This window comes from Leptospira ellinghausenii (assembly GCF_003114815.1).
Taxonomy (GTDB): domain Bacteria; phylum Spirochaetota; class Leptospiria; order Leptospirales; family Leptospiraceae; genus Leptospira_A; species Leptospira_A ellinghausenii.
The window spans coordinates 12,018-30,245 of the sequence record NZ_BFAZ01000015.1; the positions used below are offsets into that span (position 1 = coordinate 12,018).

The 18,228-nt window shown below is 31.9% G+C and carries 19 protein-coding genes; 10 read left to right on the forward strand and 9 right to left on the reverse strand.

Annotation, left to right across the window (positions count from 1 at the left end):
* Positions 1-55 precede the first annotated feature (55 nt).
* The 4 genes from DI076_RS19585 to DI076_RS19600 all read right to left on the reverse strand — a co-directional run bounded on the left by DI076_RS19585 (position 56) and on the right by DI076_RS19600 (position 4,416).
* The gene (locus DI076_RS19585) at positions 56-505 is read right to left on the reverse strand and encodes a hypothetical protein (protein WP_108961533.1); all 450 of its coding nucleotides are present in this window, start codon (positions 503-505) and stop codon (positions 56-58) included.
* A 94-nt stretch (positions 506-599) separates the two neighbouring features.
* Positions 600-833, reverse strand: coding sequence for a hypothetical protein (locus tag DI076_RS19590; protein ID WP_108961534.1), 234 nt, complete (start codon positions 831-833; stop codon positions 600-602).
* 14 nt (positions 834-847) lie between these two features.
* Positions 848-1,612: a hypothetical protein gene (locus DI076_RS19595; protein WP_108961535.1), complete on the reverse strand. Its 765-nt coding sequence runs from the start codon at positions 1,610-1,612 to the stop codon at positions 848-850.
* A 560-nt stretch (positions 1,613-2,172) separates the two neighbouring features.
* Positions 2,173-4,416, reverse strand: a complete 2,244-nt coding sequence (locus DI076_RS19600) for a bifunctional DNA primase/polymerase (protein ID WP_108961536.1) — start codon at positions 4,414-4,416, stop codon at positions 2,173-2,175.
* A gap of 555 nt (positions 4,417-4,971) precedes the next feature.
* On the opposite strand from DI076_RS19600, the gene DI076_RS20510 reads away from it, so the two are divergent.
* From DI076_RS20510 to DI076_RS19625, 4 genes are all read left to right on the forward strand, one after another.
* Positions 4,972-5,199: a helix-turn-helix domain-containing protein gene (locus DI076_RS20510; protein ID WP_108961537.1), complete on the forward strand. Its 228-nt coding sequence runs from the start codon at positions 4,972-4,974 to the stop codon at positions 5,197-5,199.
* 50 nt (positions 5,200-5,249) lie between these two features.
* Positions 5,250-5,915 carry a tyrosine-type recombinase/integrase gene (locus DI076_RS19610; protein ID WP_108961538.1) on the forward strand — a complete coding sequence of 222 codons (666 nt, stop codon included), beginning with the start codon at positions 5,250-5,252 and terminating at the stop codon, positions 5,913-5,915.
* 630 nt (positions 5,916-6,545) lie between these two features.
* A complete protein-coding gene (locus DI076_RS19620; RefSeq protein ID WP_282432613.1) occupies positions 6,546-7,121 on the forward strand; it encodes a metallophosphoesterase in 576 nt (191 codons plus the stop codon).
* Between the two features lie 23 nt (positions 7,122-7,144).
* Positions 7,145-7,525: a hypothetical protein gene (locus DI076_RS19625; RefSeq protein ID WP_108961541.1), complete on the forward strand. Its 381-nt coding sequence runs from the start codon at positions 7,145-7,147 to the stop codon at positions 7,523-7,525.
* A gap of 167 nt (positions 7,526-7,692) precedes the next feature.
* Here DI076_RS19625 and DI076_RS19630 read toward each other — a convergent pair whose 3' ends face one another.
* Together DI076_RS19630 and DI076_RS19635 are read right to left on the reverse strand one after the other, a co-directional pair.
* Positions 7,693-8,298: an ImmA/IrrE family metallo-endopeptidase gene (locus DI076_RS19630; RefSeq protein WP_108961542.1), complete on the reverse strand. Its 606-nt coding sequence runs from the start codon at positions 8,296-8,298 to the stop codon at positions 7,693-7,695.
* A complete protein-coding gene (locus DI076_RS19635) occupies positions 8,279-8,680 on the reverse strand; it encodes a helix-turn-helix domain-containing protein (protein WP_108961543.1) in 402 nt (133 codons plus the stop codon). The genes DI076_RS19630 and DI076_RS19635 overlap by 20 nt, the downstream gene beginning before the upstream one ends.
* A gap of 100 nt (positions 8,681-8,780) precedes the next feature.
* On the opposite strand from DI076_RS19635, the gene mblB reads away from it, so the two are divergent.
* The 6 genes from mblB to DI076_RS19665 are packed head-to-tail and all read left to right on the forward strand — an operon-like array spanning position 8,781 to position 16,317.
* Entirely contained in the window at positions 8,781-9,935 is a 1,155-nt protein-coding gene (gene mblB / locus DI076_RS19640; protein WP_108961544.1) for an anti-phage 6A-MBL system MBL-fold protein, read from the forward strand.
* A gap of 4 nt (positions 9,936-9,939) precedes the next feature.
* On the forward strand, positions 9,940-12,159 hold the full coding sequence (gene cap2-3, locus DI076_RS19645; protein ID WP_108961545.1) for an anti-phage 6A-MBL system cap2_3 protein: 2,220 nt from the start codon (positions 9,940-9,942) through the stop codon (positions 12,157-12,159).
* 9 nt (positions 12,160-12,168) lie between these two features.
* On the forward strand, positions 12,169-13,266 hold the full coding sequence (locus DI076_RS19650; RefSeq protein ID WP_108961546.1) for a patatin-like phospholipase family protein: 1,098 nt from the start codon (positions 12,169-12,171) through the stop codon (positions 13,264-13,266).
* Positions 13,267-13,308: 42 nt separating this feature from the next.
* Positions 13,309-13,728: a hypothetical protein gene (locus DI076_RS19655; protein ID WP_108961547.1), complete on the forward strand. Its 420-nt coding sequence runs from the start codon at positions 13,309-13,311 to the stop codon at positions 13,726-13,728.
* Positions 13,729-13,744: 16 nt separating this feature from the next.
* Positions 13,745-15,196, forward strand: coding sequence for a DUF5677 domain-containing protein (locus DI076_RS19660; protein ID WP_108961548.1), 1,452 nt, complete (start codon positions 13,745-13,747; stop codon positions 15,194-15,196).
* Between the two features lie 14 nt (positions 15,197-15,210).
* The gene (locus DI076_RS19665; RefSeq protein WP_108961549.1) at positions 15,211-16,317 is read left to right on the forward strand and encodes a hypothetical protein; all 1,107 of its coding nucleotides are present in this window, start codon (positions 15,211-15,213) and stop codon (positions 16,315-16,317) included.
* Between the two features lie 735 nt (positions 16,318-17,052).
* Here DI076_RS19665 and DI076_RS19670 read toward each other — a convergent pair.
* The 3 genes from DI076_RS19670 to DI076_RS20240 form a co-directional block, all read right to left on the reverse strand.
* Positions 17,053-17,493 (reverse strand): hypothetical protein, encoded by a 441-nt coding sequence (locus DI076_RS19670; protein WP_108961550.1) that lies wholly within the window; start codon positions 17,491-17,493, stop codon positions 17,053-17,055.
* A complete protein-coding gene (locus DI076_RS19675) occupies positions 17,480-17,746 on the reverse strand; it encodes an HNH endonuclease (RefSeq protein ID WP_108961551.1) in 267 nt (88 codons plus the stop codon). Before DI076_RS19675 ends, DI076_RS19670 begins: the two co-directional genes overlap by 14 nt.
* Positions 17,743-18,228 (reverse strand): hypothetical protein (locus DI076_RS20240; protein WP_217349947.1); only part of this gene is annotated, 486 nt, incomplete at its 5' end. The genes DI076_RS19675 and DI076_RS20240, both read right to left, overlap by 4 nt.

The window sequence follows — 18,228 nt, forward strand, 5'->3', positions numbered from 1 at the left end:
ACATATCCCTTGCTGTATGGTCTTCTATTTTTCGTAGTTCTCTGTTCAATGTCCTCTAGTTGAAAGAGGCTTTGAGTTTTTCAAATAAAATGTGCTGTTCAATTTGGTTTTCCTTTTTATCTGCAATGTATGAATAATAGTATTCGTATTGACCAAAATAAGCATTATTAAACCAATCTGTAGTATTAGTTGCTGTCAACATCTCATGAAGTAAGGCGAGTCTATCAATGTTTCTGAAATGTTCAGGGCTTGACGTACAATTTACGAAATACTCTGTGAGAAACTCTATGTATGTTCCTTTGTAGTCGTTAGCAATTTCTAAAGAAAAATCATCTCGCAGATCAATTATGGACTGCATAAGTTCTCTTGATATTTTATAGGTAACTACGCCGTCGTCTGATGCTTCGGGATTAATACTTTTGGTCTTATCATAAGTAAGTTTTTTTATCTTTTCTGTTTTAACCACCGATATTTTTTTCGACACTTTTTTAATTGGTTTGGTCACTTTATCCCTCGAATATAAATTCTATAAAAAATTTTGAAATGAATCGGAGTTAATTAGTAATTTATTAACTCTGATTTGAATTGGCTTTATCCTTTCAAGAAACTCTGCTGTAATCGAACTGCATTTCTATGTAACCAATGATTTGTAATTCTAATTTGTACATTTCTTCTTCTGCTTTAATAAGATTATTTTCATCAATCATTGATCCTACTTGTTTTACTTTACTAAAATAAGTTGCCCAAACATCTTTGGAAAGTTCCTTCTTCATTCTAATCACTAATAATGTTAAGATTTTACATCTTCTTTCTATTTCTGGTCTTATCTTCATATTATACCTGCTATTTACTGATTATAATCTAATTTCAAAATTGAATTCAATTTGCTCGTCATATTCGAATTTGAATCATCGTCAATTTCTTGAAATGTAATTATTCCGAATTCGGTTAATTTACTTTTATCTTTAAGAATTTTATAGTAGTTAGCCTTATTATACTTATAATAATCCTCTAGTATTTCCTTCGCCTGAGATATGTTTTCAATTCTTTGAAGTGGCTTTTTTCGACTAAGTATATTGATTAAGTGTTGCCTTGGCTTTGAATATTTCTCGAATTGTTTTTTAGCCAACTTTTCGATTTTTCTTTCCCTATTTTGAATTTTTGCTTCAGCTATTTCTAAAGCTTCTTCCATGGTTAACATATTTAAGGTTTCGTCATTGGATGCGTTGACCAATTTCGCCAATCTATTTGCCCAAGCTTTAATATTGTCTTCTTCGGTTATTATTTTTCTTTTTTGTTTTCTTTTGATTGTTTTACCTGAATAAAAATTGTGAAGATTGTTTAATAGCTCGATTATTTCTTGTATCATTACTCCGTTTCTTAAATCAATAGACCTTCCTAAAGTTGGGTATCCATATCCGTTCCATTGTCCATATATTTTACGAAACGGAATTTCAAGCTTATTTAGAATAGCTATTTGTAACCTATTCAAAATCGCTAAGGGTTGCTTTGCATTTTGATGCAATTCCAAATCTTTAATCAATGAGTTTACTTCAGATAAATGATCTAAAGTAAAACTTTTAAACAATCCTTCCGTAATGTTTGATAACATTCTTTACTCCTTAGGGAGAGGGCATACCTATAGCCGTCTCTTACTGTATGTTATTTGTGATTTTTGCCTTTCTAACTGAAAGGACTTGGAAGGATAGCCTCTCTCCCTGAGTGGTCTTATATCCTGTTTGAGCAACTGATTGAACAGTTACAACAATACCAGTAGGTATTTTTTGATTGCAAAGTCAATAAGAAAAAATAGTGTAACTGCTGTTATTAATACAGTAAGAGAAATGAGAATTGAGTTTATACTTGTTTTTATTGGGTGAAACTAATGTTGTTTTTTTTTATTTTTAGCTTTTGCAAGGAGAGTAATTTCCATTTTTTGTGATCAGACATCTGGCACTGGTATCTGTGTTTTGTTCGTCTTTTTTCTCGCTTGTTAGAGTATGTGAAAATTATTGAGGCTTTGCATTCAGTTAATGAAACAAGTTTGTAGTGTTTCATAAGAATAGTAGAGATAGTATCGTTATAATTTTCTAAATTTTCTAAGTAATCGATAATGAAATCAAAGCAGGATGCTCAGACAATATTTGTGATATTGGAGGCTGATATACGCCTTTAAGAATTTAAATAAGAATTTCTTCTTTTCCTTGCTTTATTAGCCCTGAATAAATTCGTATCTAAGGGTTTTGGCTTTGGGTCTTTAAATTTCTTCTCTACTTCATGCTTTAAAGATGATTTTCGACTTTTTTTGATACCAATTAGACTATCCACACAACCTTGATTAACTACATTTCTATAATTAATAGTCTGAACTCTTTTGATTTTGTTTTTAAATTCAATTTCTTTGGCATATACTAATTTTGAAAAAAGTTTTGAAGTTGAGGATATATATGTTTTATCTTCCTCAAAATATTCGAGTAAACCAATATCGTAAAGGAAATTAACTTTGGGCTTAATATTATTGTATGGGTTCTTAATAGTCGGAAATAATTCGTAAATTTCCTGCAATGTTCTGGGTTTTTTATCCAACAAGAATGAATATATTAACGATCCTGTTTTTCCTATACCAGTGATATGTTGGAGTTCTATGAATGCATGAGGCGTAATAGTATTTATATTTTTCAATTTGTATTTCTGTTGGTGGTTAATTGTTATAGAAAATATTTTTGATTCAAGAAGATCTTTATTATTTTTTCTATTTTTGAAATTTCTGTTTTCATTAAGAATTATGAAACCTTCACTCGCTAGTTTTTCGAGGGATTCTTTTACTGTCTTAGCGTCTACATGTGCCATAAGCCCGATATTTGTTAGAGATTCGTATTTAATTTCCCAAAAATTAGAATCTATTCTTCCAATTTTAATCGCTCTATCAATAAGGGCGAGGAAAATGAATGCACTAGAGTTCGCTGATCTTTCAAAATAATATCGATAATCTATTTTGTATGCATCCAGATAAAATTGAAATAAATCGGCCATTGGATATCTAGAATCAATTTTGATTTCGGTGTTTTCTATTTTATTTATTAGCTGTAAATAATACTTTCTGTCGTATATTTTTGTTTTCGGTGATAGTTCTCTTTGTATAATTTCCCATAATATTTCAGGGCGAGTCGATTTCGCTAATTCTAATAATACGAATGCGTATTCGAAATTGGATCGATCTGCTTTATCATATTGGCTCGATTTTAGACATTTGAATACGTTTGAAAAGTAATTATAGGCATAAAATCCTTTTTTCTTCTGGGCATAATGGTTCATCGCATTGTAATCATCAATCATTCGATATGCTAAGTATGCATATCCATTTTGGTCGAAGTAGTCCCTTTCAATTAAATATCTTAATCTATGGTAATAATTAATGACTTGCTTTTTATATATACTGTCTTGGTTTGGATATCTTAATTTGATCCAATCAACTATAGCTTTCAGTTCTTCGTCTTTAGCGACGACTTCAATATATAATTCGTTTGAAATTTCCGTGGGATTAATGTCTCTAAGTTTGCTGAAAATAGAAGATGAATTTAGTTGATTTATCGTTACCAAGGAGCTTATAAATTTAGAGTTTTTATTTTTAGCTTCCTTTTCCTCTCTAAGATCAAGAAGTTTTACAATAAGGTCTTCATCAAGGTTCTTTACACCATTGTCTTTATAGACCTCATAGTAATTCTGAATCCATTTATTCTTTTTCATATCATAAAATCTAAAGGATGATGGAGGTATAATTATATAGCTGGAGTCTGAGAGGAAATCAATGTCGAGACTTTGGTTGTATGTCAGTTTATATTTCTCATCTACGTTATTGTTGTATTCTTTAAGTTGTTCTTCTGTGAGAAGATTGTTCACTTTTAAACATTTTGTTTTGCTTGAGTTTATTCTGCTTTTTAAGTCAGGGGCATAGAAGTAATGGTGGAACCCGTTATTACCTGATGATACAGTGAAGGTATCACTTAATGCTTCAAGGAACTTTTTTAATAAATCTGTTACCTCTGGGCTTGCATATTCTTGGATTAATTTGATTCTTTTTAAATTAATAGATGCGGAATCGATATCAATGATACAATACGGTGAGGATTTAATCAGTAGGGCTAGATTTAATTTATTTTCAGATAGATTTTTTAGTCTCTTTGCATTGTTGAAGATTATGTTTTTTTCTGCAATGCTTCTTATCGCATTAAGCGTATAGTTCTCCAAAGGGAGATTATTCCAGTTGTATACTAGAGGAGCTTTTTTGACTTTATATTTTTCTAGGTCTTTATTATATTCCCCTTTAACTATCACATCCAAAAAAAGGTATTCGAATCCTTTTAATTGCTTAGGTAACCTATCATTTAATTTTTCTATATATTCATTGTTTAGCATGTCTTTTCTTTTATATATATGACAGTTGATTACCTTTTTTTTTCAGAAAAAATGAAAAAATAGGTTATCTTGGGAAAAAAAAGTGTAACATGCGTTAAATATTTTTTCTTGACACTTTTTCTTTGTGAAGACTCTACAAATTTGCTTACGATAAGAAAATACATATGGGTGTGTGTGGTGGGGTGTGGGTAAAAAGGACTGACTAAGAGGAAGCCTAGGGACTCTGGTTCTTAGGATTTATTAAATCAAGAAGATTGTTTCTAGGGGAAAAAGGGGAAGGTTTTAGGAATCTACATTATTCCCGTAATATTCTTATTCTTCAATTTACAGGAAAAATGTAGTTTTTGACAATTTTAGTTTTTCTTATCTTTTATCCCCGCCTGTCCCAATCCCACACACTCATGTATTTTTCTTTGTTAGAAGATTCGTAGAAGAATCTTTACTTTCAAATTTCATTTCAAAATAATTTAACTGCCGAAATATTCCTGAATTCAGCAGTACGAAACCTCAGATTTATACTTTATTTTAGAATTATCAATTAACTTAGTGATTATTATGTTACTCACTCATGTTAGAAAGAAAGCTATTGAGGCAATAAGGTCTGAAGTCAAGAGAAGAGGGCTATCTATTCGAATGGTTGTAGATATTACGGATTTATCCTATTCACAAATACAAAAAATCTTATCTGATAACCACGCTAGTGCCTCCCTAGATTCCATTCTAAGTCTGTGTGAAGCCCTTAAGATAAGTTTTGATTTGATCATTTATCCTAAATTTACTTGACAATTAGCGTAGTGATTATTATAGTAATCACTCTTTGAGGAGGTGTTCATATGGAAAATGCTAGAGTAATCCAATTTCCCTCTGAAAGAGTCCCAAAACCCAGCTTAAAACCTCACAGAATCAAATCTGAGCCATCAATTGGGCAGATGGTAGGTAAAGGGTTAACCGATGCTACGATGCGGGAATTATCCCTTAAATTCGCAAAACCAAAGAGTGAAAAAGACCTCAGAGATAGGATAATTTTTCTATTAGCTTCATCCACAGGACTGCGTGCAAAAGAACTTGTAGGCTTAAGGTATTCGAATGTTACTCACTCTCCAGAAGGTGACATTCTAATTAAATACAGAAAGAAGGGAGGGAAGTTTGGCTATACAGTAATCTCAAAGATTGTTTTTGAAGAGATAGAGAATTATCAGAGCCAAATAGGTGAGAAATCTGATTTCTTTCTATTGTCATTGCCTAAAAGGAAAAATGGTAAACGATCTCCGTTAAGTACACGGGGACTTCAGTGGATTGTAAATAATTGGGGTGTTAAGACAGCTTCGGGTAAACTGATTCATCCACATGCTCTGAGGCATACAGTTGCACAGAAGACATTTGATCATTTTGGATCAATAGCTACTCAAAAATTGTTAGGACATAGCTCCGCTAATACCACTTCGAATTACTATACAAGACCTTATTTTAACGCAAGTGCTGTGCTAAACTGGAGTTAATGATTTCATTTTAATTAATCCTCATTACTAATTTCTTACAGTTTACCCTTGTCATTTCCTTTCTACTTGTTTAAATCCTTCAATATATTAGTAGAACATGTGAAATTAGTTGACAAAACTCTATTGATGATATAGTAGCCGTTAGTTCAGAAGTTACTAAATTAAAGAACTTTAAACATTGAATAAGAAGGAAATAAGACTGAAAGAAATTATTACATATTACGGGTTTATACATTCAATCAAATGGAATGGAGAATGGTTTTCTGATTACGAGAACCGATTCTCACGTATCATATTACCCAACTCGATTGGCAATAATGACTCTTTCCATAGTTTTAATTTAGATTCGCTTAGGTTACACAATTGCAAATTTAAGAAAAGTCACAAAGAGGATTCCCATAGTTTTGATAATGCTTCTTATGTGGTCAATTTGGATTCAAATTTCTTGAGACTTAAACAGCGAAAATTAAGAAATGCAGGAATTCTCTGGGCTTATAAAGATCCTAAAATTGCTTTCATAAAATATTATTCAATTGGGGAGGTTTTTAAATTCATAACGAAATAAAACTAACTGATTCATGCAGTGAAAATGGTAATGAAACATTTGAAAAATGGATCGCAATTGGTGATATTCACGCATCGCTTCAACCTTTAAAGAAAATTCTAGTAAAATGTCAAGAATATCCAAATCATAAATTAGTGTTTCTCGGAGACTATTTTGATTATGGCACGAAACTAAAGGAAACACTGAATACATTAATTAACCTTGATCAAAATAATGTCTTTCTTTATGGAAATCATGATTGGGAATTTTTACAATTTTTAGAAAAGCATGGAAATTCAAAATCTAAGCGGAAAGAAATTTTAAATCACTTCAGTATAGGGGAGGAACATGTATATTGGCTTAGCAGATTTTTGAAATTTTCCTATCAGACCAAGTCAGCATTTTTTTCTCACTCAGGTGTCGATGATCGGTTACCATTAGAAAAACAAACAATACAAAGCCTTCTTAGTTCGTCTTTCAGGGGGAATCTCGACCATGTAACCAATAAACTTATAATTCAGGGACATCTGCCAATGAGAAAAATTAAAAAAATGAATAATCATTGGTTTCTGGATACTGGATGTGGGCAAGGGGGAACATTGTCTGCGTTAGTATATCCCGAATTTAAAATATTAAATAGTAAATGTAGTTCAAAGTTATAATTATCTATGAAGTGAGGTTGCATATGGAAATTTCGATTAAAAATAAGGCAGGGGAATTACTTTTAAATATTCGAAAAATAGACGATGAATATTCTGAGATTGAATATAACTTACAGCTAAATCCAGATATTAATTATGAAGCTTTGTTTTTAAGTCTGCTTGAAACTCCATACAATGGTAGAGAATCATTTTTTGTAAAATCTTATGAAGATAAGTTAGCTATATTGCGAATGAATCAAGGTGGATCAGGATTTTCTGGTTTATTGGATGTTGTGATAAATACAAATAATTTGTATGGTAGCTTTACTGAAGAATTCAATAGAGAATATTTTGAGATGTATTTGTATTCCTTCATAAATCGATTTGTAATCCTGGATTCAATTGTGGAAATTGAAAAAAAGTAATATGAAATATCTAATTATTAATTTCAATATTCCCGAAATTTCCTAAAAGATAATCGTTTGAAAGAATTTTATATGAAGCCTTAAATTAAGTATTTTTCATTAAAAAATTTGGCTATAATTTATGCAAAGAAGACCTAAATCGGAAGTTAGTCTGTTCTGTTTCAGACCTAAGCACTTCTCTTGTAAATCTTATCGCCTAAAACTTCATCTCTTAGTTTTTCCCATTTAATTCTACTTAAACTTCCTTTTTCTGCAATTTGTAGGAATTCTGCTTTTTTGGCTAAACCAGAATAACTTAGGGTCGTGTCAGTTGTATATTTTAATAAAACTAAGTGTTCTGGTTGAAAATTTTCACGTGTAACTCCCAGCTCATGAAGATGGAAAAGATACAATTGGTCTGGAAATAGTAACTCTGCTGCAAAAACTTCTGCACCAATTTCAAGTTTTTCGTGTATGTTATTGTTCGAGCAATAAAGGCTGCCGAGTTCTTTATCATATAAATGATGTTTCAGTTCATGAGCTAATGTGAAGGTTTTTGGATCTCTTTTTAGGTTTTTATTCACTACTACATGTGAAATTCCTTCATGAATTATATATGCCCCTCGAACATTTTTGAAGTCATTCCAATATACTATTTCTTGAATTCCTTCTGCCTTCATAATTTTCTTAATTTCATTTGGTAAGATTCTTGGTGAATCAATTTCATATTTTTTTCTAAGCTGATTTGCCCCAGATTTTAAGGATTCATAATATTCAAAACGTGTTTGATTCATCTTTTCTTTTTCTTCCTGGGGTTTTCTTTTGCTCGGCATTTATCCTTTTTTTGGTAAGGTAAAATTCCATATATGTTGAAACTTCATTTAGCTCATTTTCGGAAAGGCCTGACATTCCTCTAAACATCATCTCTATTCGTTGTTCTTTTTGAGGCCCGATAGAATCTTCTGGTAAAAAGGTCAGTATGGAGACTTTAAAAAACTTAGCTAGTTCATAAAGGTCTTCGATTTTTGGTTTATATTCACCTGTTTCCCATCTAGATATTGTATTTGCTGTCTTATTTAGTTTTTTTGCTAATTCCGTCTGAGAGATACCTTTGCCAGAAAAGCTAGATTCTCTAAGCTCTCTTATTTTACGGGCGATTATTTCGTTTATGCTCACGGAATAAATATCCTAAAATAGGAAAATATTTCAACTATTTTACTTGACGACATAATCCAGGTTATCCTAAAATGGGAAAATAATTCCCAGGAAGGTCTGTATGAAAAATGAGATTCGATTTTATCCAGTTGGAAATGGAGATACCAGTCAGATAATTCTGGACAATAAAAAGCGTATTCTCATGGACTTTCGTCACCTAAAGAAAACAGAAGAAGAGGGCGGCGGGCCAGAAATTAATCTGAAAAAAGCATTAGAAAATGAACTAAGAGAGGCCAACAGAGATTATTTTGATGTTGTCGCTTTTACACATGGTGATGCGGATCATATAGAGAATAGTACTGAATTTTTTGAATTAAATCATGCTGAAAAATATCAAGGTGAAGGCAGAATTAAAATCAAGAACTTGTGGGTTCCCGCTGCCATGATTTTAGAGCAGGCTGGAAACGAAAACCAAAGCGACGAATTTGTAATTTGGCGACAAGAAGCACGGTATCGGTTAAAGAAAGGAGAAGGTATTAGAGTCTTTTCTAAACCAGATCGCTTAAAAGATTGGCTTAAAGAAACTGGCCTTTCTGTTGAAGATCGAAAGGAATTGATTACAGACGCTGGTCAGCTGGTTCCTGACTTTTCTTTAGATATAGATGGAGTTGAATTTTTTTGCCATTCACCATTTGTAAAGCATGTGGATGATCAGGAAGAGTTTCGCAATGAGGCTTCATTGATTTTTAATGTCAGGTTTAAAATTGGGGGTAATTTATATGATTACCTGGCTGTGGGCGATTCTAAATGGGATGTACTTGAAGATATCGTAACAAAGTCGAAAAAGGAAAATAAAAATACAGGTAAGAGTAATGAAGATAGATTGAATTGGGATATTTTTAATGTTCCACATCATTCAAGTTATTTAGCTCTGAGCGATGAGAAAGGTGAAAAAGAAACTACCCCTAAAGAGAAAGTTGAAGAATTGCTCCGTTATGGGAAAGTTGGATCGTATCTCATTAGTTCGAGTAAACCGATTCCAGATAACGATGAAGCTTACGAGCAAACGCAACCACCACATATTCAAGCAAAGAAGTGCTATGAGAAGTATTTAGACGAAATTAAAGGATGTAAACTTTTGGTAACAATGGAGGAATCTGATGAAAAAGATCCTCAGCCAATCGTAGTCACTATTGATAATGGCGGTATAGTGATAGAGCAGAAGAAATTATCTGCTCCAAATATTGCGATAAGCAGAAGTTACAAAGCGGGTTGATATTTTGTTGATTTTAGAAAAATCACTATTGATTTCTTCAGCGAATCGCTTTGAGGAGCATTCGCCTAAAGTCATTGAGATGATTGAGGCAATTTGTAGCAACTCTGATTTTAAACTCGTTGAATCTAGAATTTTTGAATTAGAGGACAAAGAAATAGAGATTCTCATTGTCGACGTTAAATGCACTTCAATAAAAAGTAGAAATTCTGTTGGTATATTTAATAGAGAAAGATTAGCTATTCTTTATTCAGAAAAATTTCATGATTCCTTTCGAGTTTCTCCAATTAGAGAAAATTTTCCCGAAAATGTTCTACATACAAATTTTCCAACTGAAGAAATACCTAAAACATTGTGTTTATATTTTGAATCTTGGAAGGATATTGAACGAAATTGGACTCCTCAAAATTTTCTTATGCGAATTTGTTGGTGGTTGATTGAAACTTCCACAGGAACTTTGCATTCTGATACACAGGAACTTGAAAGACCATACTTTGCAAGTCCTCTTCAATTACTATTGCCAGATTCAATTCAAGAATTAAAATCATCTAACGATTATTGCTTCTATTTTGATAATGAAAGTAATGTCATTAGAATTTGCTTAGATTATCGATTAGCTAATTGTAGTATATTGATACTCGAGCTTGATCCAATTAATCATACACGAGTTTTCCCGACTCCTCAAAACTTGAAAGAACTTGAAGAACAGTTCTTAAAGAGATCCTCTTCTGTTATTAATGTATTAAGGCAGCAGATTCTACTTAAAATTACTCCGAATGGAACTCCCATTAACGATATAAATAAAAGCACATTTATTCTATTGAAATTTAACAGATTTGATACTTTGGGAAAATTGATTGAAAGTCCTGATATGTTTGCCTTTTATATTCATGAATCTATTGGAACGTTAGGTATGAAGTTAGGTGCATTGGTAAAATCTCCTACCGACTCAAGTAATTATTTTATTAATCATAATTTTGGAAAAGAAATTTGTCAAACTCAGGCTGACGATATCACATTAAACGAAATTCGGCTTTTACCAGTTGAAGTTGTGAATCCTTTAACACGAGAATTTGCTTCTCGTATGTCAGGTATTTCGTTGGGTGATGGATCGTTTATTGGAATTTTAATCGGAGCTGGATCATTGGGTAGTACGCTTGCTGAAATTTGGTCAAAATCCAGTTGGGGAAATTGGATTATTTTTGATGGCGATCAAATTAAACCGCATAATATTTTTCGGCATATTGCAAAAGAAAAGGATATTGGAAGAAACAAAGCAGAGCTAGTTGGAGAATTAATGAACCAGAATTTTTCTCCTGGTAAATCTTTTGCATTGCATCAATCCGAAGATTTTAATTTAGATAAAAGTTTAGAAGATGTAGACCTGATAGTAGATGCAAGTGCATCGTTACATTTACTCAGAGACATTTCAAGGTCAGACCATGTTGCAAGAGGATGTACTTTGTTTTTTAATCAAACTGGAATAGGAGGTGTATTATTTTTAGAAGATAAGAAAAGATCAAAAAAACTAGATCTCCTGGAACTAAATTACTTTAGAGCTTTGATTAATGAAGAATGGGGGGATGGCTTTCTGGAAACCGATATTGAAAAGCAACGCGTTGGATCTAGTTGTAGTGATATTTCGGTAGTTCTGTCATATGAAAAAGTTCTTCTACTATCTTCGTCATTATCAAGTCTACTTCGTATGAAGGTAAAGGAAAGTGATTCAAGTTTAGTCATTCTAAAAATAAATGAAGAATCTGGAGGTATAGATTCGTATTCGATTGAACTTTTTGACCAAAAGACGGTTGTTATAGGTGTTTGGTCTATTGTTTATAATACTTTTGTAGAACGTAAATTGTTTTCGCTTAGATCAAAACATTTACCAAATGAAACTGGAGGGATTGTTATTGGATATATTGATCAGAAAACGAAGACAATTTATATCGTAGATATAACAGAGGCACCTGAAGATAGCAAATCAACTGCATCTGGCTTTGTTCGTGGCACAAAAGGTTTAAACGAATATATTCAGAGAATAAAAATCCGAACTGCAAATAATTGTGGTTATATCGGAGATTGGCATTCTCATCCAGTAGGTAATTCTTCTGAAGCTAGTCATACTGATTTATCATCACTGAATGAGTTTTCTGAAATTATGAAAACAGAAGGTTTACCTATATTGATGGTTATTGTAGGTGAAGATATTGGATTTAATATAAAATAGAGAATTCGAATGAAACAAGAAGTAAAACACATCAGTTTAGCTTTATCTGGAGGAGGAGTTCGAGCAGCAGCATTCCATGCGGGCGTAATCCGTTTTCTGGCAGAAAATAGACTACTAGAGCAAATACAGCATATATCAACCGTATCAGGTGGTAGTTTATTAATAGGGCTGGTCTATTCATTAAACAAAAATAATTTTCCTACTTCAAAAGAATATTTAGATCTAATTTCGAAAAAATTGAAATATACTTTTACTGAAAAATCGTTACAGAGAACTGCTATATATAGATTAGTTTTTAATCCAAAAAATTGGTTACATATTTTCTCTAGAGCTTTTGTAGTTGCAGATGCTCTTGAAGTCTGCTGGAACATTAGCGGCAAGTTTAAAGATTTACCACCAATGCCCGTATGGTCAATTAATGCGACTACTGCCGAGACAGGTAAAAGATTCCGTTTCAAGGGTAATCGGATAGGAGAATATACATTAGGCTATGCTGATGCAGGAGATTTTCCATTAAGCCAGGCTATGGCAGTGTCAGCTGCATTCCCAGGTGGAATTGGGCCTTTGAAGATAAGAAAAAAATCTTTCACCTGGGAAAAGAAAAATAGTTGGGGTTCTTCGGAAGACGATGTATCTACTGTAGAAAATGAAACCATTAATTTATATGATGGTGGTGTTTATGATAATTTGGGGATAGAACCACTATTTGATTGTGGCAGTCAAGAATTTAAACCTCAGGATAAGTTGACTTTTGATTATCTCATTGTGTCTGATGCAGGCTTGCCTTTAGAGAAAGCAGTAATACCTGGTATTCTCAATCCGCTTAGATTTCTTCGGTTATTTAACTTAGTTTTAGATCAAACAAGGTCACTTAGAATAAGATCTTTTATGAATTTTATTAAGAAAACTAAGAAGGGTGCATATATATATATTGGCATTTACTCTATGCAGAGAGATGGGGATGGATATTCAATTCTTACTGACAAATCCAGGAATAAATCGGCACAATATCCGACTACATTGTCCAGAATGGACATTGATGATTATGATGAAATAGAAATGCAGGGATTTAAAACTGCTGAAGCAGTAATTAAATTAAAAAAATAATTAAATATACGATAAAGCGTAGAAATAAATTGGGAGCTTAATATGATGAATTTAGAATGGCATATCGGATGGGAAATATCAAGAGAAAAGGAATTTGGCTTTAAACATACAGGTGTAGTTTTCGGAAAAGACAAAAATGGCAACATACTTATACTGCACAATCACAAAGATACGGATATTCAGGTTGTGACATTGAGTGAATTTCTTGGCGGGGAGCATTATTTCCAACTTCGTAAACCAAGTTTACCTATGAAGTTAGTTTTTAGGAGAATGGAGCAGGCTTTAAATATTAGAAAGAAATATAAATTAACAGATTTCAATTGCCAGCATTTTAGTAGTTCGATTGTAGATGGAATTGAAACTTCTTCTGCGGTCAATGGGATGCTTACTATCGCTGCAATTGCAGGTGTAGCTTATTTATTAAAAAAGCATAAGATAATAGACATTAGTTCTCTAATTTAAAAATTATTGTTCGGGTATGAAAACTAACCGCAACACTGCTAGTTTAGGCGATCACAAATTAAATAAGAAAAAGGGAACAATAATTACTCCCTTAAATGATGCTCTAGGAGAGAAATTACAGTTAAGCTCCTGGAGTAGGGAGAGAATACCTGAATACCTATGGCTAGGGTTGATTTTACTCAAATACGATAGAAAAGATGCTTTAGATAAAGCCAGTTCGGTGTTATTTGAAATATCAAAGAATGTAAAATCCTTGGTTTATCCAAAGTTATCTAAAATATTAAGTTTATCTTTTGATGATCAGCTAATAGTATATGAAATAATTAATAAACTTGTTGGTCAGGATTTTCTTTCACCTTTAACTCTCTTGTATAAATATGAAAATTATCCTCTGTTTAACGACTATTTCTTTATCCAAAAAAATATTGGCGTAAACAAAAAGATTGACATTTTATCAAAAGCTATTCGTGCACTTTCATTTCATCAATCTGATCTTGCTACAGATTTGAGATATTTGGTGCTACGTTTTATGATCTTTAATGAAAAATTAGTTATAAGTGATGAAGTGGAGACCGCAAAAGCACTTGAAAAATATCCATTTACAGATCACACCGATGAATTAATGAGATCATATAGACCTATAATAAGAAGCATGGAAGGTGTTAGTGCGGGTCTTGAAGAGCTTGATACAAATTTTGTTAATAATTTTTGGAGAAATCTTGGGATGATTACTGAATGTAATCCGATCACATTTTCTTTTGCAGAAAATTTGGAAGATTTTAACCTTATGAAAGAAAAATGGAAAAAAATATTAAACTATATTACTTTAACAAATAAAGAAAAAACTTTATCAAATGATAAGTTTGATGTTCTTGTTGGCTCGGTAAATTATGCTCTGAAGATATTTATTGAGATTGATGAAAATAAACTAGGTAATCGAATTCTAGGTAGGCATGCGATTCGGACAATAATTGAAGTTTATATTATGCTAAAATATCTTTTGAAAAAGGAAGTCGAAAACCCTAAAATTTGGATCGAGTATAAACTTTATGGTATAAGTAAATATAAATTAATTCTGCTAAAAGCAAGGGAGAGTGGTGTTGAAGAAGGTTCACATTTTTTACCTCCTTTTGTTGAGTCAATAGTTAATGAAATTAGGTCTGAAGAGTTTATTGATATTGATTTGAAATATTTTGATAAACAAGGTATAAGAGAAAAGAGCAAAGAAGTTGGTGAAAAATATTTATATGATCTGTTATATGACTATGATTCTAGCTTTTCGCATGGGCTATGGGGTGCTATAAGAGAAAGTTCTATGTTGCACTGTGATAATCCAGCTCATTTATTTCATGCAGTTCCTGATGTCTATTTGAGCCAGGACTTAACAGACGTGAAATCGGATAGTGTAATTATACTTAATAAATTATTTGAAATAATCTCTGAAATATACGAATTTCCTGAGAGCTAATTTAAAGATAATCCATGCTGAAAAATATTGAATCTTCTCAAGAAGAATACCTAAATTGTATTATTAAGTTGAAAAATCGAGTCGATTCAGGAGATATTAATTTTAAAATCATTAGTCGCTTCATTGAAGAAGTAAATTGTTTTTGGCTGGAAAGAATTGAAATTATTGAATTGGAGTTGGAAGAGTTAGCAAGCCAGAGTAGTTGTTTTCTTCTTTCTGGAGCTATTTATTTGGGAATTTCCGAATATGAAAAATATTACTTTAAGTCAATGGGTGATTATCATTTATTATATGATCCATTTCTGAAACTGGAGAGTTTTTTTACCTTAGATGAAAATCAAGCAGATAGAGAAAGGTTTATTGATTTTTTTAAAAGGGCTTATTACGATTCAGTAAATCTACTAACAGAAAATATGGGTAGGTTTTTTATATTGCCGATTAGAATAATCGCTATAAAGAAAGAAGATGAAAGGATGGCATTACAGCAAAAGGCTTTCTCTGATATAGTTTCAGGCTTATTTGAATTTTCTTATGTTTTTTCATCCATAGAAGAATTTTCTAAACAATTTTCTTCATATGAAGAAATTGAAAATAAGATGAAGATAAACGTCAAAAACCTTATAATTTTTAATCCTGAGGATGAGCCTGGAGATTCATTAAGGAAAAAAGTTTCAGTTTATACTGCTAATCAAATGGGCTTTTCTGAGATAGTAAGAGGCATGTCGGAGGCGGAGGTTTTTATTTTTTGCCTTTCTGCATTGGTAATGCAAATTTTAGATATCTTGCTAATTTGCGTGTTTTTAAATGTTTCGCCTTACATTAGATTTGGTACAACGTTTCACTATTTAATGATTATTATGGAGTCTTTCTCTGATAGCGAATATATGAAAAGTTTGATTGAAAATGCAATCCTATTCTTCATATTCACTCGTTGCATTAAAAGTTCACAGTTTGATTTCATAGTTTTTGGTGAATATTGTGAGCGAATTTCGGGTAAAAGAAGCTTGGATAATATTATGAATAAAATAAAAGAGAAAGGGATTAATATTTTTGAAGGAAATACTCAAGAAATTGAATTAATCATTAAAGATGAGTTTCAGCCTATTTTACTTAATCATTAAATTCCATAAAAATAAACTGAAAAGGTACAGTATTTACTGCTTAATATTTTACAACTTTATTTAGTTTTAGATTTATTTTAAATCAAATCATCCTTCGGTCTGCCTTTTTAAATAATATCAGTGTAGTTCATCACTATTTCTTGCCTTAGTTTTATATGATGTTGAAATTTAATTTTAAAATCAGTTCTTTCTATCCATATTGGAAAAAAAAGAAATTTCTGTGGTTTGAGAAAATGGTAAAAGAGGGCGTACATTCTCGCAAATCTGCTGAAATTGTAGACGCTTGGGATGAACATCTAAACGAGCCTGGGTCATTCTCTATGGTTCAATGGTTAAAGGAGAACGTAGGCTAACTACATTTCGAGTTCTTCACGACAATGCGAATTTATCATTGGTCGGAGTAAGATGGAGATAATTCCTTTCTTTTTGAAATCGGCGTTTAGCCATAAGAGGTTTTTATTCTTACCGTCAAAAAATGTGTAATATATCCAGTTAAACATACTAGTTAGACGACGTTAAAAAGCTGACTATGACAAAATTTGCCCTATGTTCTGAAAAATTTCTCTAGTGTAACTATAATAAATATATCATTTACTATAACTTCATTTTCCGCTAAAATATTTGATTTTTCGAAATCAATTCCGAATAATTTGGAAATAAAAAGATGAATAGATATTTCCACCTTTTGATTCGCCACTACTTCAAGTAGAGAGGCATATCCTATATTCTGGGAAGTTAGGCGGAAAATTTCTTAAATTTGGATGCAAGGTGTCTGCAAACTAACGACCATTCGTCGTAATCTTCTGAATGAACATCTAGATTTTTGAACTTCGGGACTTTACTTTTCTGTGATTCAAAATTTTGAAGTATCCGTAAATCTTCCTTCTCCCAGTCACAAAACTTTCTATTAGATAATTGATGGACAACCCTCGACCATTGTCCCGCCTCGGATTCATTTCTGTATTTATTTGCCTTTTCTTTTTTTATTTCGTAAGATTCTCTCGTTCGTTCTTCGGCAAAGAAGTTTTTCCTGCATAGAGAATAGGCGACCATTGCCCATGTGGTTGGGTTCTTATGTTGTTTTTCCTGTTCATGGGTTTTAGCCATTGCATTAATCTTATAAATTAAAGCTTTTACCGTAAACGGATCAATATAGTGTGGATCATTTTTGTTCATGTGTAAAGACCTCTTTAAGAATTTCTTTAATTTCGTCTACTGTATAGTAGCGTTTTAATCCAGTGAAAGCCTTGTCGAAAAGACAAAGATTCTCGAACTCATGTTTCCCGCCTTTTGACATAGGAATTATATGTCCAATATCAACATTTTTCTTTGTAAACTTATTTCCCGTAACAAAACACCGATAATCTTGTTTATTGAATAATTCATATATCTCATGTGCCTTGGGTTTGTAGTCATTTTCTTCTTTCATTTAGTTTTTGTACCTATATTTGAATATATTAAGTAATACAATTTGACTTTTTTGATTTTGAATTTCGTTACTTGCCTATATCGTTCTTTTCGTTCTATTATTTCGGCAATTCCATATTCCTTCCATCTTTTGATTATAAAATTCACCTCTCGTTTATTTAATTTTAATTCATTTGCTATTGAATCCGAATCGTACCATTTCCTATGTTGAGTTGAGTTAAATATCTTAAAAGCTCTGTGATTATATTCGATCTCATTCTTCATGCGGTCTTTCTCATCGAAATTAATCCAGTAGTAGTTGTTATAAAGAATAGCTGACCTATATGATTTATTTAATTTGATCACATCTTCGTCTTTATACTGATTTACTAGCCTTCTTTGTTTAAGTTTATTTCTTTCTTCAAGAGTCAGGGGAGAATATATGTAGTTTTTGACTCGATGCATTTGAAATTTTTTGTGAATATCGGATCTGAACAAACCACA